Source organism: Neorhizobium descurainiae (assembly GCF_051400715.1).
Taxonomy (GTDB): domain Bacteria; phylum Pseudomonadota; class Alphaproteobacteria; order Rhizobiales; family Rhizobiaceae; genus Neorhizobium.
On record NZ_JBLFFK010000016.1, the window covers coordinates 1 to 14,454 of the forward strand.

Genomic DNA, 14,454 nt, shown 5'->3' on the forward strand with positions numbered 1-14,454 from the left:
CCCATCTCGACGACTTCCAGCGACAACTCACCCGGCAGGGCATCGAAATCCGCTGGCCAAATATCGAAGCTTATTGAGGGTCGCGATCATGCAAACAGAGAAATTTCCGCATGTTCTCGACGGCGTCACTGTCCCGCTCGTCACGCCCATGGCCGAAGGCGGCCGCCCAAGCGCGGACAACGAAGCCCTGCTGCGACACATGCATCGTGCAGGTATCGATACGATCATGCTGCTCGGCAGCAATGGCGAGGGCGCAATCATCCCGTCCCGGGACGCTGCCGCGTTCGCGGAGCATACCGCAAGCCTGTGGCGGTCGATCCGAGGGAAAAGCGCCAGGGTTTTTGTGACCGTGTTCGGCGCGGGCACATCGATCGCCTTGGACAACGCCGAAAGCCTGATGGTCGCCCGTCCGGATGCGGTGGTCGTCGCGCCGCCCCTCTACTTCGTCCACACGGAAGACGAACTCGCCGACCATTTCCAGAGCTTTTCCGGGTTCGGCGTGCCGGTCATCGCCTATAACATTCCGCGCTATAGCGGCAATCCGATCACCCCTTCTCTCCTCGAACGCCTGGCGGCGATGGATCATATCGCCGGCATCAAGGACAGCGGCGGCTCCGACGAATTCCTCCTCAAGGCACTGGACGTACAAAACCGCCTGCCGAGGTTCGGTGTCAGCCAGGGCAACGAGAAGCGCCTCGGCTGGGCGCTTCAGCAGGGCGCCCGCGGCATCACGCCGGGCGTCGGCAATCTGGCGCCGAAACTGTGCGTCGATCTCGTGGAAGCAGTCCGGAGAAACGATTCCGCCAGGGTCGAGGCGCTCCAGGAGATGTTGACGAAACTTACCGCCATTCATTCCGTCAGACCGGGCGTGGCGGCCATGAAGGCGGCGTTGAGCCTGCTCGGCCTTGTGCCGGCCACGCCGGGTCGGCCCTTCAGATCCTATACTGCGGAGGAGATGGAGAAACTGCGAGCCGTGCTTCACGATACGGACGTGAACCTCGATGCCGGCATTCCTGCAGCAGGAGGGCGGACTTGAACACCCCCTCTATCCTGAAGAATCTCGGCAGGACGCTGCTGGTCGTCCTCGGCGCCGTCACTCTCATCTTTCTGCTCATTCGGCTGGCGCCGGGCGACCCTGCCCTTGTCATGCTCGGGCCGACTGCGACCGCCGACCAGCTTGCGGCGCTGCGGTCGCGGCTGGGATTGGACGAGCCGCTGATCAGCCAGTACCTGATTTTCCTCCGAGACCTCGTGCAGCTCGAGTTCGGCACGTCGATCCGCATGGGCAAGCCGGCGATGGCCGTGGTGCTGGAGCGGCTGCCGGCGACGCTGGAACTGACCGCCTGGGCGACATTGATCTCCGTCGTGCTGGGCGTGCCGCTCGGCACGCTCGCCGGACGCCGTCCAGGCAGCCTGGTGGACAAACTGATTTCAGGCATGGCTCTCGTCGGCAAGTCCCTGCCCGGCTTCTGGCTGGGCGTCATTTTGATCCTGGTCTTTTCCCGTCAGTTGCGGTGGCTTCCGAGTTTCGGTTCCGGCACGCCTGCCCATATCATCCTGCCGGTGGTTGCGGTCACCCTTCCCTTTCTCGCCATCGTCATCCGCCTGACGCGTTCAACCGTGGTCGATACACTGCGCGAGCCGTTCGTCAGGACGGCCTATGCGAAGGGCCTGACCGAGCGCCAGGTCCTGGCCGCCCATGTTGTCCGCAATTCCATGCTGCCCGTCGTGACCATCACGGGGCTGCAGTTGACCACCCTGGTCGGCGGCGCGGTCATCACCGAAACGGTCTTCTCCTGGCCCGGTATCGGATCGCTGCTCGTCGATAGCGTATCGGCCCGCGACTATTCGGTCGTGCAGGCGATTTCGGTCGTCGTGGCGATCCTCGTGGTGCTGATCAACGCCATCGTCGACATGCTCTACGCGCGGCTGGATCCTCGAATCCGCCTGGGAGGCCAGCAATGAGCGCGCCGAGCTATCGCGTATCCGCCCGGCCCCTTCAGGTCGACTGGGGATTGTGGATCGCGGGGACCTTGTTGACGCTCTTCGTCCTGATCGCCGTTTTTGGTCCGCTTCTCCTGCCTTATAGCGCGGCATCGGGGTCCTTGATCGACCGCTTGAAGCCGCCGGGCACGGTCCTCCGCAACGGCAGTCTCGCCCTTTTCGGCACCGATGCGCTCGGGCGCGACCTGCTGACGCTGATGGCGCACGGTTTCCGGACTTCCGTCGTCGTGGCTGCGGTCGCGACGCTCATCTCATGCGTCGTGGGCACCGTAATCGGTGTCGCGGCAGGCTACCTCGGCGGCTGGACCGACACGGCCATTTCGCGGGTCATCGATATCGTGCTCGTCTTTCCGGCGATCCTGCTTGCGATCGTCATCGCGGGCCTGCTGGGCCCAAGCCTGCCGAACCTGATCATCGTCCTGGTCGCGACGCGCTGGGTGGTTTTTGCACGCGTTGCCAGGGCTTCGACGCTCAGCCTGCGTGAAAGGGATTGGGTACGCGGCGCTTTCGTGCTGGGCGTGCCTCGCCCCCTCATCGTCGCAAGGCATATCCTGCCGTTTCTCGTCGGCCCGATTGCATCGGTCGCCACGATCGAATTTGCCGCATTCGTCATGACCGAGGCCAGCCTGAGCTTCCTTGGAATCGGCCTTCCCGCGTCGACGCTGTCGCTTGGCAAGACCATTTCCGAGGGACGCGATCACCTCGCCCAGGCCTATTGGATCACCACTTACCCCGGGCTTCTGCTCGTTCTTCTGGTCGTGTCCGTCGGTCTGATCGGCGACCAGATGTCCGAGCGGTTCATGGGCGCGCGGGAGAGAACGTAAAGCACAAAGACGTCATGTGTAGCGAGAAATAGGAGGATAACTTGCTAAACATCCACACTCGAAAGAACTGCAGGAACATTTTCAACGGCTTGGCTCTCGCGTCGGGAATGCTGGCTTCTTCGCTGACCGTCGCCTATGCCGCGCAGGATCTGGTGATCGGGGTGCCGGTGGCATCGATAGCAAATCTCGATCCGCACGGCGCCAATTCCAACATCCAGGGAAATCTGCAGGTCAACGCGCAGATCTTCGACACGCTGGTCGGCTTCCAGGACGGCAAATATGTGCCAGGCCTCGCGTCGGAATGGACGTCCAGCGAGGACGCCACCCGCTGGACCTTCAAGCTGCGGGAAGGCGTCAAGTTCTCTGACGGATCGGAGTTCGATGCCGGAGACGTCAAGGCGTCCGTTGAACGCGTCGTCAAGCTGGCTGGCCCGCTTGCCGGCCTTTTCAAGCCGCTCAAGGTAGAAGCCGCGAGCCCAAATGAGGTGAGGATCTCCTCCGATGCGGGGCAAGGCGCGCTTCTGGGCAAGCTGTTCATGCTCGCCATCGCCCCATCGGAGAAGCTGGCCGATGATTTCGGCCTACACCCGGTCGGAAGCGGTCCCTTCGTCGTCGAATCCTTCGATCCGAAACAGGGCGTCAAGCTTCGGGCCAACAAGGACTATTGGGCGGGTGCGCCCAAGCTCGACACCGTGACGTTCCGCATGATCCCGGAACAGGCCGCCCGCATGACGGCGCTGGAGACGGGAGAAATTCAGCTGACCTGGACGGTTCCCGATGACCAGGTCGATGCGCTACGTGAAGATTCAAACCTCAAGCTCGACACGGTGCCGACGCTCGCCAATGTCGTGCTCTGGTTCAATACCACGCGAATGTTCCAGGATGTCGAGGTGCGCAAGGCATTGTGGTCAGCCGTCGACTTCGATGCGATCGTCGAGGCTCTCTACCCGAATACGGGACAGAAGATGATCGGGCCGCTTCCCAAGGCCGTGTTCGGTTCGAGCGAACAGACGCCCTACGCCTATGATCCGGAAAAGGCCAAGGCCACGCTCGAAAAGAAGGGGTGGAACTTCGACACCACGGTGCGCATCCTGATGAACAACACGACCTACAAGCCGCTGGTCGACGCCATCATCGCCGACTGGGCAAGGATCGGTGTCAAGGCGGAAGTCGATCTGCAGGAGCCGGCCGTGGGAACCCAGCGCCTGCTCGCGCTCGACTGGGATATCTCGATCATCCAGCCGGTGATCACCAGCACCGGCGACGCCGACTACACTCTTGGCCGGCTCTATACGTGTGCGGCCAAGCGGACGACCTACTGCAATCCCGAACTGGACAAGCTGCTCGTCGAAGCCGGATCGATTTCCGACCAGGCAAAACGGGCTGAGCTCTACGCCGCGGCAGGAAAGATCGTCTGGGACAACGCCATTGGCATGTTTCCCATCGACGTGAAGCAGGTCTGGGCCTGGCGCTCGAACCTCGACGGCGTCACGCTCGATCCGGTCTACAAGCCGGACCTCACCCAGGTTCAGTTCGCCCAATGACGGATCCACGCTCGACACGGGATGCGCCTTCGGGCGCATCCGACCTCCTGGCGATCGACAATCTCTCCGTCGCCGTCGGCAGCCTCTCCATTCTCGACGGCATATCGCTATCCGTCGAAGCCGGTGCCACGACCGGCGTCGTGGGGGAGTCCGGAAGCGGAAAGAGCATGACGGCGCTATCGGTGCTCGGCATGCTTCCCGGAGGCCTGCACGTGACGGGCGGAAGCATACGCTATGCCGGCCGTGACCTGCTCGCGCTCGATCGGGAAGCGTGGCGCCTGCTGCGCGGCACCGAGATCGCCATGGTGTTCCAGGACCCGCTGGCGGCTCTCGACCCTGTCATGCGCATCGACGATCAGGTCGGCGAAGTGCTCAGTAAGAGGCAGGGTTTCACACGGCGCCAGGCCCGCGCCGCGGCGGTTGAACTTCTCGCGCGGGTCGACCTGCCGGAGCCGGATGTAAAGGCCAGAATGTATCCGCATCAGCTTTCCGGCGGCCAGCGTCAGCGTGCGGTGATTGCCATGGCGCTTGCGGGAAAACCCAAACTCATTCTTGCAGACGAGCCGACGACCGCCCTGGATGTGAGCGTGCAGGCGAAGGTCCTCGATCTGCTGCGGCGGGTGCAGGCGGAGGATGATCTAGGCATGGTTTTGATCAGTCACGACCTCCGCGTCATGACGCATTATTCCGACAAGCTTGTCGTCATGCGCAATGGTCAGGTGGTGGAGACCGGCGAAACGAAGGCGGTGCTCGGCCATCCGCAGCATGAATATACCCGCCATCTCGTCGCCAATGTACCGACCGTCGGCCGGCGGATGAGGGAGTTTTCTTGATGGACTCACCCTTGCTGAAAGTCGAGGCGCTGAACTTTTCCTACTCTCGTGGCGGGCATCGCACGCATGCCGTCAAGTCCGTTGATCTGACCGTCAGGCGGGGCGAGGTCCTCGGGATCGTCGGCGAATCCGGCTGCGGAAAGTCCAGCCTCGCGCGATGCCTCGTCGGCTTGGTCCAGCCCGAGAGCGGATCGATTGCGCTGAATGCACAGGAACTCGGACGCCGCTGGCGTCGCGAACAGCATCGCGCGGTCCAGATGGTGTTCCAGGATCCCCGTTCGTCGCTCAATCCGCGCATGACGGTCTTCCAGCAGATTAACGAAGGCTGGAAGACCCATCCCGAAATCAAGCCGCCGGACGCCCGCCGGGCAGCCGCGGATTTGCTGGCACGGGTCGGGTTGCTGCCGGAGCATCTCGACCGGCGGCCGGAAGCGCTGTCCGGGGGCCAGGCGCAGCGCGTCAGCATCGCGCGGGCTCTGGCCGTATCCCCGCAATTGCTGATCTGCGACGAGGCCGTGTCGGCGCTGGACGTCTCGGTGCAGACGCAGGTGCTTTCGCTGCTCGCGGAAATTCGCCGCGAACTCAATCTCGCGATCATCTTCATCTCGCATGACCTCGGGGTCGTGCGGCAGATATCTGATCGGGTCGCCGTCATGTATTTCGGCGAGATCGTCGAGACGGGGGAGACTGAAACCGTGTTCGAGCGGCCATCCCATGACTATACCCGGCAACTACTGAGCGCCGCGCTCGATTTGGCCGACGAACCAGTTGCTGCGCGAGGGCGATGACATGGCACATCGTGTGGCGATCGTCGGCACAGGCGCCTTTGCGAAGATCCATGCCGACGCGCTCCTGCGGCATGAGAAGCTGGCTCTCGCCGGTTTTGCCGGTGCGCGGCCGGATAGTTCGAAGGAGCTTGCCGCAGCCTACGGCGTTCGCCCCTACCGCAATCTGGCGGAGGTGCTGGACGACAATTCGGTTACCGGCGTAATCATTGCGACGCCACACGACACGCATCTTGCGATAGGCCGGGCCGTGCTGGAGGCCGGGAAATGCATCCTTATCGAAAAGCCCCTGGCGATCACTGTCGCCGAATGCGACCTGCTGATCGAGGCGGAGCGCCAAAGCGCCGGCCGCGCAATGGTTGGCCACCTGATGGGACTGGCGCCCGCGCATGTCCAAGCACGGATACTCATCGAAAAGGGCGTCATAGGGGACATCGTGACGGTTGATAGCCGGCGAATGCTGTTCTGGAACGGTGAAGAACGTCGGCCCTGGCAGAAATCCAGCCGCGAGGGTGGCGGCATGTGGCTGATCCAGGGTGTTCACGTGATCGACCAGGTATCCTTTCTCCTGAGCCGCCGGGCCGAGGCCGCCTACGGCGTATCCGAGACGCGATTCAATCCGGAGCAGAGCGCCGACGATTTCGGTCTCGCCCATCTGAGGATGGGAGACGTCCACGTCAACATCACGATCGCCGGCACCGGCAGGCGTGAGGAGGAAGTCCATACGCAACTCTACGGCACCCGAGGGAATCTGAGGGTCTCGCATCGCGGCGAACTGCGGGTCGATACCGGCAACGGCTGGGAAGACCGGCTGGAACCGGTCACGGATCACTGGAAGGATATGATCGATGCCGAAATGGACTGTTACGTTGATCTGATCGAGGGGCGCTCCGTTTCCGCGACACTGGACTACGGACGGTATATCGTCGCGGTGCTCGAAGCGGTCCGTCGCTCCGCTGCGAGCAGACGGGAGGAAGCCGTCCTATGAACCCGAAACCATTCATCATCATCGGCGCATCCCACTGGCACGCGCCCTGGCACTTCGCAGCCCTTCTCGGCGCGGGGCAAACCGTCGCCGCCGTCGGCGACATATCGGGGGCGGCCGGACACCGGCTCGTCGGCGACCGAACCATTCCCGTCCACGAGAACTGGCGCGAACTCATTCGGGAGCATCCGGATGCGATCGCCTTCGTGCTCACCCCGCCGAACGAAACGCCGGAGGTGTTGGCGGCGCTCGTCGAGAACGACATGCCCATCGTTCTGGAAAAACCCGGAACCCTCGATGCCCCGAGCCTTCGACCGATCGTCGCCGCGGCAGAGCGAAAGGGGCTGCCCACCGCCGTGCCTTTCGTCAACCGCTACATGTCGTTCTGGCGGGAGCTGGAACTCCGGGATCCGAAATTCCAAGACTGGACCCATGCCCACTTCCGGATATTGGCCGGCCCTCCGGAGCGATACATCAGGGATGGCGTGCCCTGGGTCTTGAGCCGGAAACGGTATGGCGGCGGCGCCTTGAGGAACCTCGGCATCCACACGGCCGATGCGGCGCTGGCGCTTACGGGCGGCAAAAAGCCGGTCGTCGAACGCGCTCTCCTATCCAACGCCCTGCACGGGCTCGAAGTCGAAGATTTTGCCACGGCGATGCTCAGGACCGGGAATGGCGCGCGTACCATCACGATCGAGGCAGGGTATTGCATGCCGACCGAGACCACGGCCGACAAGCAGTGGCGAATCCACGGGCCGGGTTGGGCCGTGTCGGAGGAGAGAGCTGAATTGACCATCCGCTCCCTGACGGGTCTGGAAAAGCGCCCCACGCTCGCCTCCGCCGATCATTACGATCTGTTCGGATCGGAAATGCGCAGGATGTCGCTCGGGATCGACCACGGAATGGCGACCCTCGGAGATCTTCTGGCGGCGCAGGTTCTGATCGACGACATCTACGCGGCGGCACGCTCCTCCTAGCGTCCGATGACAATCGGGATGCCATATTCATCACTGCCAAGCCTTTGACGGCGGAAGCGATTTCCCCGTTCGCCACGGCCCGCATGCAGGCCTTCCAGAAGTCGCACGGGGATGATTTCAATCAGGCAAGCCGTTGGAGTTGCGGCGTCAGCATTTCGAATCGATCGCGGATCGTCGAGCAGGTATCGCCGCCAAGCCGGGCGATCGCGTCCACGCCTGCCGGATCGACGTGCAGCCGCTCGTCCACCACGCCTTCGCGATAATGGGCGTAGACGATTTCGCCCATGATGATTTGCCGCGATTTTCCAAGCTCCAGCGTCAGATGCCGGCGACATTCGAAAGCGGCCGGCGCCTCGCGGATCCACGGGGCCGCGATCTTCTCGCCCCGCATGGCGGTGAGCCCCGCCTCCTTCAGCTCGTCCACGCCGCGCGGATATTTCGCGGCGCAGACATGCATCGCTTCGGCGATCTCGTGGGACACGATATTGACGGTGAAGACCTCCGTCATGCGGATATTGCGGCCCGTGTCCTTGAAAGACATGTCCGGATTGTTCTCCACCCCGAGCGCCAGGATAGGCGGATCGGCGGAGAGGCAGTTGAAGAAGCTGAACGGGGCGGCGTTGATCCGTCCCTCCTCGTCCACCGTGGTCACGAGGGCGATGGGGCGCGGCACGATGGTGCCGATCATCAACTTGTATTTGTCACGCGCCGAAAGCGCGGTGAAGTCGAAGCCCGTTCGCGGCGCTTCGGGCCTCTGGCGGTCGTGCAGGGTCATTCGAATTGCTCCCGGACTTTCGCGGCATAGGGCGCGAGCAGGTCGCGGATGTCGTTTTCCGGCTTGGCCTCGAGCAGCGCCCGGCCGGCGACGGATTCCAGGTGGCGGTCCATCAGAAGGAGCGCGCGAGCGGCGTCTCCCTTTTCCAGCGCGCCGATGATCTCGGCGTGCTCGTCCACCCCGCAATCGGCCGAGTGGGGCCGTCCGTACATGGCGAGAATGAGCGAGCAGCGGGACACGACCTCGGTCACGTAGCGGATCAGGAGCTGGTTTCCGGTCATGCGCGCCAGAATCAGATGAAACTCGCCGGCAAGCCGGATCGATTCCCGCTCGTCGATGCCGGAGGCGGCGCGTTCCCTCTCATTGAAGGCCCGCAGCTCCGCAAGCTGGGCGGATGTCAGACGACCTGCGATGAGGCCCGCCACGGTCTGCTCCAGACCACGCCGGACAGTGAAGATGTCGCGCCCCTCCTCCAGCGTCGGATTTGCGACGTAAGCGCCTTTGTTCGGTTTCAACTCGACCAGTCCTTCCACGGCAAGGCGGCCCAGCGCCTCCCTTGCAATGGTGCGGCTGGTGCCGAAGGTTTCTCCGATCGCGTCCTCCGGCAAACGGGCGCCGGGACGCAGCTTCTGCTCGATGATCGCCTGGCGCAGCGCCTCCTGGACGGCTTCGGTGCGCGAGGCGGGTGCGGGCTTGCGCAGGGCGTCCGTGCCCTGGGGCGGGCCTTTTCCCTTCGCGGTCGGGTCGTTCACGGAGCGCATGGTGGCCCCGCTCTGTGCATTCCTCGTCATCAGTTACCCTTTTTCATCTTTACCCAGGCTTCGAGAACCTCGACCGCCTCGCGATCCATATGCTGCTCCGAGGACATGTCGCGATCCTCGATCAGCGAGCCTGCGAGAGCGCGCACCCGGTCGACGTCAATGGGATGCCGTTCGGCCCTGGTCAGCGTCGCGAACGCATGACCGGCCTGCCCCATGGAAGAGGCGTAGTAGAGTCGTGAAATCCCGGCAACTTCCATCGTTGCGACGCACATGGCGCACGGTTCGCAGGACGTGTACATGTCGCACCCCGTCAGATCGACGCATTTCAGCGTGCGGCAGGCGTCCTTGATGGCCTCGACCTCGCCGTGCGACGTCGGGTCGAAGTTCGCCAGCGAGTGGTTAAGCCCCTCCCCTACGATCTTGCCGTCCTTGACGACCACGGCGCCGAACGGCTCCGTCCCCGGTTCGACCAGCGCACGGCGGGAAATATCCACTGCGCGTTTCATGAAGGCCTCGTTGTAGGTCATGTTTACTCCCTATCCGTCGTTTGTCAGGCGGCCTGCGGCAGAACCCAGGCGTGAGCAGGCTGCCAGTTTAGATGAACGTCGCGGCCCGGCTGTAGGTCGAGCGCATCGATCTCGTGCTGTTGCTTCTGGACACGAAACTCGTGCCCCGCCACATCGATGAACACCGTCTGGGTCGAGCCGAAGAATTCGATACCGATCACCGAGCCGTGTACCCGATTGGTGGCGCCGCTCCCTTCTCCGGCCAGCGAAATGCGGTCGGCGGAGACGACGAAGCTCGCCGGGCCGGAATTGCCGAGCCGTCCGCCCGGCACCTCGAAGCGCCCGAGCGGCGTTTCGATCACCGCGAATTCGCCGCTGCGACCGGAGACAGTTCCGGAAATGATGTTGTTCATGCCCATGAACTCGGCGACGAAGGCGTTTTCCGGCTCGCGATACACGTCCTGCGGCCGGCCGCTCTGCTGGATCGTGCCGCCGTTCATCAGCATGATCCGGTCGGCGAGCGCGAAGGCTTCCGACTGGGCGTGGGTGACATAGATGAAGGTGATGCCGAGCTCCTTGTGGAGACGGGAAAGCTCCGTCTGCATCCGCACGCGAAGATGAGCATCCAGAGCGGAGAGCGGTTCGTCGAGAAGCAGGATCGGCGGCTGGGTGACGAGCGCCCGGGCAATCGCCACGCGCTGGCGCTGACCGCCTGAGAGCTGGGCGACGTTGCGCTCCGCCATGGCGGAAAGTCCCATGCGGTCGAGCCATTCCATGGCGCGCTTCTTTCGCTCGATGGGGCCGATCTTCTTCATGCGCAATGGAAACTCTACATTTTCCATCACCGAAAGGAAGGGAAAGAGCGCAAGGCTCTGCCATACCATCGGCGTGTCGCGCTCGAAAGCCGGAACGCCGTTCATCGATCGGCCGGCAATGAAGATCTCGCCGGAGGTCGGCTCTTCAAGCCCGGCGATCAGCCGGAGCGTCGTGGACTTGCCGCAGCCCGAAGGACCCATCAGGGCGATGAACTCGCCGGCGCGGATGTCGAGATCGATGCCGCGCACGGCGTGGTGGCAGGGATATTTCTTTTCGAGCTTCCGGAGAGAGACGAGGGCATTTTTCACGATGCTTATTCCTCCTGGAGTGCCGGGCGCCGCGTTGCACGCGCACCGATGAAGTTCTGGGCGAGAAGAACCAGTGTGACGCTGATGGCGAGCACGATGGTGCCGATGGCGTTGATCTTCGGGCTTACCTGCCCCTGCAGCAGGTTGAGAATGCGCACGGGAAGCGTCTCCGTGGTGCCCCCGACAAACCAGGCGATCAGGAATTCGTCGAAGGAGACCGCAGCCGTCAGGAAGAACGAGGCGATCAAGGCCGGCTTGCAGAAGGGGATCACGATGCGCATCAGCGTCGTAAAGGGCGGCGCGCCGAGATTGTATGCCGCCGGTTCCAGTTCCGGCGGGAAGTCGCGCAACCTGAGCCTGACGATCGCCATGGCGAAGGACGAAGCGATGGCGACATGGCAGGCGACGATGGCGCCGGTCGAACCGAAAAGGCCGATGCGCGAGAGAAAGGCAAGCATGGCCATGCCCAGAATGCTCGCCGGCACGGCGGGCGGAATGGCCACGGAAAGTCCCAGCAGCGACCTGCCGCGGAAGACGTAGCGATAGTCGATATAGGCAGCGGCAAAGCCGATCATGGTCGCGATCACCGCCGTCGAGCCGGCGACGACGAGGCTGTTTGCGAAGGCCCGGCGGATCATGCCGTCTTCCAGCACCGCCCTGTGCCACTCGAGGCTGTAGCCGCCCCAGGGGATGGTCGGGAAACGGTTCGCGTCGAAGGAAAAGACGACGATGACGATCATCGGCGTTGCGATGAACAGGAAGACGAGAGCGAGGAAGGCATATTGAGCAATGCGGGAAACGAGGGTCGATGGACGCATCATTTGCCTCCTTTGGTAAAATGGCGCTCGCGGCCGAGCCAGCCGACGACGACGAGAACGAGTGTGAGGATGATGAGCATGCTCACGCCGATCACCGAGGCGCGCGGCCATTGGGAGCCGGATTTGACAGTGTCGACGATGAGGATCGACAACGTCGGCGGTTTGCTGCCGGTCAGGAAGACCGGGCTGATATAGTCGCCGAAGGACATGAGGAAGGCCGTGGAGCCTGCGAGAAGAATGGCACCGCGAATGGATGGGAAGAGGACATGCCATACCACCCGGGCGCGCCGGGCGCCGAGATTGGCAGCCGCTTCGACCAACGTACGATCCACGCCGGACAATGCCAGGACGAGGATCAGCACGGCGACAGGAAGGGTTAGCGTCAAAAGGCCAACCTGAAGCGAGAACGGCCCGCCGAGCAGTTGCAGTTCCAGGTCGAAGAGCCAGCGCGTGATGCTGTTGACGATGCCGCCGGGGCTCAAGACGATCTGCCAGGCGTAGATCCTGAGCAGATAGCTCGAGAAGACCGGCACCACGAGTGCTGCGACCGCCAGTTCCCGCAGCCGGGGCGAGAGGCGGAATGCGATCGTATAGGCAGCAGGAAGCGCGACGGCGAGCGTGAGGATCGCCGAGAGCGCCGAGACCTGCAGCGTGTAGACGAGAGCCTTCTGGAACGGGCCGGAATTCAGGACCTTGGCCCAGTTGTCGAGGACGAAAGCCGGTTCCAGCTTGAAGGAACGGACCCTCCAGAAGGTGACGACGACGAGGAAGATGAGCGGTGCCGCGAAGAACACCGCCTGCCAGAAGACGACGGGAGCGCCCAGGATGACCGGCACGGCTGCCGGTGAGCCGCCTGTTCGACGTGAGACGAACAGGCGGCTCAATACATTGCGCGCAGATCGTGTATGCAATGTGCAGGTGCCGGTCATGGGAATCTTCCTTTTCGTTCGGATCAGAGGGTCTTGAACTCGCTCCAGACGTCGTTCCAGTCCTCGATGGACTGCCCGCTCGGAAGCTGACGGAAGGCGATCTTGCCGGCCTTGTACTCGTCCATGACGTTCGGCTTGTCGAGCTGCATGCGCAGGATCTCCGCCTCGTTCGCCAGGGTCTTGTTGAGCAGTTCCCAGCCCTTGACGGAGGGGATCGACTTCTTGTTGTCGACCTTGGTCGCCATCTTCACCTGGCCTTCCGGCGAGGTCGTGTACTGGATGAACTTGCGGGCCAGATCCTTCTTCGGCGTGCCTTTCACGATGGAGAGCGATTCCGTCCACTGCAGGCCGCCCTCCTCCGGAATGATCGTGTCGACCGGAACGCCGTTCATGCGCAGGCCGAGCGTGATCCATTCGCCGATACCCGGGACGAGCTGGGCGCGACCGTTGGTGAGCGAGGAGAAGATGTCGGCGATGGTATAGAAGCCCGATGCCTGCGGCTTCAGCGAGAAGAGCCTTTCCTTCACCTTCTCGAAGCCCTCCTCGGAAAGGTCGAACGGGGGGCGATTGCCGTCTGCGAGGCTGACGGAGCCCATGGAGGGCAGGTACCAGTCGAAGAAGCCCACCTTGCCTTTCGCCTTGTCCGACCACATCGCGGCATAGGACTTCACTTCGTCGGCCGTGAATTCCTTGGTGTTGTAGGAAAGGCCGAGATAACCGAAGTCGGTCATGACGCCATAGAGCTTGCCGTCGAACCAGTGCAGCGGGAATTTCTGGAATTCCGGCCAGAAGTCCTTGATCGGATAATCTTCCGGATCGAGCTCTTCGATGAAATCCGCCTCGTGCAGGAGGTGCATGTATTCGGCATCGGCGAGCACCATGTCGAAAGAGCCGGGCGGGGACTGGTTGATGACGGCCAGCATCTGGTCGCCGCCGACATATTCCTTGATCTGGACCTTGACGTTATTCTCCTTCTCGAAGTCGGCGATCAGGTAGGGATCGGCATTGCCGGGCCAGGACAGGTAGTTCAGCACCTGCGGATCGCTCGCGCGGGCGATCGACCATGAATCTGTTGCCGCGAGTGCGGCACCGGCGGCACCAGCCTTGAGGAAACCGCGGCGGCTGATGTCGCGAGACATGAAGTTCGGTATGCGCATTTCCTTCTCTCCTTATTGCATGCGATTAGTGCACGCAATAAACGAAGCAAGCGCCGTGCCAAACAACAGACCATCAGATAAGCCGCTGATTCAAAAATATTCTTTCTTCGGCAATTACGATGCATAAAAGATGGTCGCAAGGATGATGTAAATAATTTGTGCAATTTCGCAGAAAGATGCATGCACAAAGTGCATACTTATGGAATTCAGATGTCCGCTACAATGGCCGCTGCAAATTCCGGATGACGGCCGCGGACCGCTCGCGGGGTTCCAATTGTACGAGCCCGGCCCGCCTGAGCCGCCGCGGACCACGCAACTAGGAGGTCTGTCCGAGAGGAACCAGCTGTGCTCATAGCTTCGTGATCGGCGTCAAGGTGGTCTGCACCGATCATGGGGAGCGGTTCTCATGCAGGAGTGATAAGTTTTTTGCCT

General features: G+C 62.6%; 15 protein-coding genes. 8 read left to right on the forward strand and 7 right to left on the reverse strand.

The genetic code is table 11. The annotated features are described in order from the left end of the window. Window positions 1-88: 88 nt before the first annotated feature. From ACMGE0_RS23085 to ACMGE0_RS23120, 8 genes are read left to right on the forward strand one after another with little or no spacing between them, the layout of a single operon-like run. Window positions 89-1,036 (forward strand): dihydrodipicolinate synthase family protein, encoded by a 948-nt coding sequence (locus tag ACMGE0_RS23085; RefSeq protein ID WP_436818241.1) that lies wholly within the window; start codon window positions 89-91, stop codon window positions 1,034-1,036. Next, window positions 1,033-1,965 (forward strand): ABC transporter permease, encoded by a 933-nt coding sequence (locus tag ACMGE0_RS23090; RefSeq protein ID WP_436818242.1) that lies wholly within the window; start codon window positions 1,033-1,035, stop codon window positions 1,963-1,965. Before ACMGE0_RS23085 ends, ACMGE0_RS23090 begins: the two co-directional genes overlap by 4 nt. Next, window positions 1,962-2,828, forward strand: coding sequence for an ABC transporter permease (locus ACMGE0_RS23095; protein ID WP_436818243.1), 867 nt, complete (start codon window positions 1,962-1,964; stop codon window positions 2,826-2,828). The genes ACMGE0_RS23090 and ACMGE0_RS23095 overlap by 4 nt, the downstream gene beginning before the upstream one ends. 41 nt (window positions 2,829-2,869) lie before the next feature. After that, window positions 2,870-4,372, forward strand: coding sequence for an ABC transporter substrate-binding protein (locus ACMGE0_RS23100; RefSeq protein ID WP_436818244.1), 1,503 nt, complete (start codon window positions 2,870-2,872; stop codon window positions 4,370-4,372). After that, entirely contained in the window at window positions 4,369-5,205 is an 837-nt protein-coding gene (locus ACMGE0_RS23105; RefSeq protein ID WP_436818245.1) for an ABC transporter ATP-binding protein, read from the forward strand. The genes ACMGE0_RS23100 and ACMGE0_RS23105 overlap by 4 nt, the downstream gene beginning before the upstream one ends. A gap of 11 nt (window positions 5,206-5,216) precedes the next feature. Further along, window positions 5,217-5,993, forward strand: a complete 777-nt coding sequence (locus ACMGE0_RS23110; RefSeq protein ID WP_436818246.1) for an ABC transporter ATP-binding protein — start codon at window positions 5,217-5,219, stop codon at window positions 5,991-5,993. Between the two features lies 1 nt (window position 5,994). Next, on the forward strand, window positions 5,995-6,978 hold the full coding sequence (locus tag ACMGE0_RS23115; RefSeq protein WP_436818247.1) for a Gfo/Idh/MocA family protein: 984 nt from the start codon (window positions 5,995-5,997) through the stop codon (window positions 6,976-6,978). Continuing rightward, on the forward strand, window positions 6,975-7,952 hold the full coding sequence (locus ACMGE0_RS23120; RefSeq protein WP_436818248.1) for a Gfo/Idh/MocA family protein: 978 nt from the start codon (window positions 6,975-6,977) through the stop codon (window positions 7,950-7,952). Before ACMGE0_RS23115 ends, ACMGE0_RS23120 begins: the two co-directional genes overlap by 4 nt. A gap of 121 nt (window positions 7,953-8,073) precedes the next feature. Here ACMGE0_RS23120 and ACMGE0_RS23125 read toward each other — a convergent pair whose 3' ends face one another. From ACMGE0_RS23125 to ACMGE0_RS23155, 7 genes are read right to left on the reverse strand one after another with little or no spacing between them, the layout of a single operon-like run. Further along, window positions 8,074-8,727, reverse strand: coding sequence for a flavin reductase family protein (locus ACMGE0_RS23125; protein WP_436818249.1), 654 nt, complete (start codon window positions 8,725-8,727; stop codon window positions 8,074-8,076). Further along, window positions 8,724-9,518, reverse strand: a complete 795-nt coding sequence (locus tag ACMGE0_RS23130) for a GntR family transcriptional regulator (protein WP_436818250.1) — start codon at window positions 9,516-9,518, stop codon at window positions 8,724-8,726. Before ACMGE0_RS23130 ends, ACMGE0_RS23125 begins: the two co-directional genes overlap by 4 nt. Then, window positions 9,518-10,015 carry a nucleoside deaminase gene (locus tag ACMGE0_RS23135; RefSeq protein ID WP_436818251.1) on the reverse strand — a complete coding sequence of 166 codons (498 nt, stop codon included), beginning with the start codon at window positions 10,013-10,015 and terminating at the stop codon, window positions 9,518-9,520. The genes ACMGE0_RS23130 and ACMGE0_RS23135 overlap by 1 nt, the downstream gene beginning before the upstream one ends. 23 nt (window positions 10,016-10,038) lie before the next feature. After that, on the reverse strand, window positions 10,039-11,118 hold the full coding sequence (locus ACMGE0_RS23140; RefSeq protein ID WP_436818252.1) for an ABC transporter ATP-binding protein: 1,080 nt from the start codon (window positions 11,116-11,118) through the stop codon (window positions 10,039-10,041). 5 nt (window positions 11,119-11,123) lie between these two features. Further along, window positions 11,124-11,936, reverse strand: a complete 813-nt coding sequence (locus ACMGE0_RS23145) for an ABC transporter permease (protein WP_436818253.1) — start codon at window positions 11,934-11,936, stop codon at window positions 11,124-11,126. Then, window positions 11,936-12,865, reverse strand: a complete 930-nt coding sequence (locus ACMGE0_RS23150) for an ABC transporter permease (protein ID WP_436818254.1) — start codon at window positions 12,863-12,865, stop codon at window positions 11,936-11,938. Before ACMGE0_RS23150 ends, ACMGE0_RS23145 begins: the two co-directional genes overlap by 1 nt. 23 nt (window positions 12,866-12,888) lie before the next feature. After that, the gene (locus tag ACMGE0_RS23155; protein WP_436818255.1) at window positions 12,889-14,022 is read right to left on the reverse strand and encodes an ABC transporter substrate-binding protein; all 1,134 of its coding nucleotides are present in this window, start codon (window positions 14,020-14,022) and stop codon (window positions 12,889-12,891) included. Between the last annotated feature and the right edge of the window lie 432 nt (window positions 14,023-14,454).

What these genes read in the sequence shown, in the direction of transcription:
- ACMGE0_RS23115 (WP_436818247.1), top strand. Translation starts at nt 5,995, where the DNA reads ATGGCACATCGTGTGGCGATCGTCGGCACAGGCGCCTTTGCGAAGATC.
- ACMGE0_RS23095 (WP_436818243.1), top strand. Translation starts at nt 1,962, where the DNA reads ATGAGCGCGCCGAGCTATCGCGTATCCGCCCGGCCCCTTCAGGTCGAC.
- ACMGE0_RS23125 (WP_436818249.1), bottom strand. Translation starts at nt 8,727, where the DNA reads ATGACCCTGCACGACCGCCAGAGGCCCGAAGCGCCGCGAACGGGCTTC.
- ACMGE0_RS23135 (WP_436818251.1), bottom strand. Translation starts at nt 10,015, where the DNA reads ATGACCTACAACGAGGCCTTCATGAAACGCGCAGTGGATATTTCCCGC.
- ACMGE0_RS23145 (WP_436818253.1), bottom strand. Translation starts at nt 11,936, where the DNA reads ATGCGTCCATCGACCCTCGTTTCCCGCATTGCTCAATATGCCTTCCTC.
- ACMGE0_RS23085 (WP_436818241.1), top strand. Translation starts at nt 89, where the DNA reads ATGCAAACAGAGAAATTTCCGCATGTTCTCGACGGCGTCACTGTCCCG.
- ACMGE0_RS23150 (WP_436818254.1), bottom strand. Translation starts at nt 12,865, where the DNA reads ATGACCGGCACCTGCACATTGCATACACGATCTGCGCGCAATGTATTG.
- ACMGE0_RS23155 (WP_436818255.1), bottom strand. Translation starts at nt 14,022, where the DNA reads ATGCGCATACCGAACTTCATGTCTCGCGACATCAGCCGCCGCGGTTTC.
- ACMGE0_RS23130 (WP_436818250.1), bottom strand. Translation starts at nt 9,518, where the DNA reads ATGACGAGGAATGCACAGAGCGGGGCCACCATGCGCTCCGTGAACGAC.
- ACMGE0_RS23105 (WP_436818245.1), top strand. Translation starts at nt 4,369, where the DNA reads ATGACGGATCCACGCTCGACACGGGATGCGCCTTCGGGCGCATCCGAC.
- ACMGE0_RS23120 (WP_436818248.1), top strand. Translation starts at nt 6,975, where the DNA reads ATGAACCCGAAACCATTCATCATCATCGGCGCATCCCACTGGCACGCG.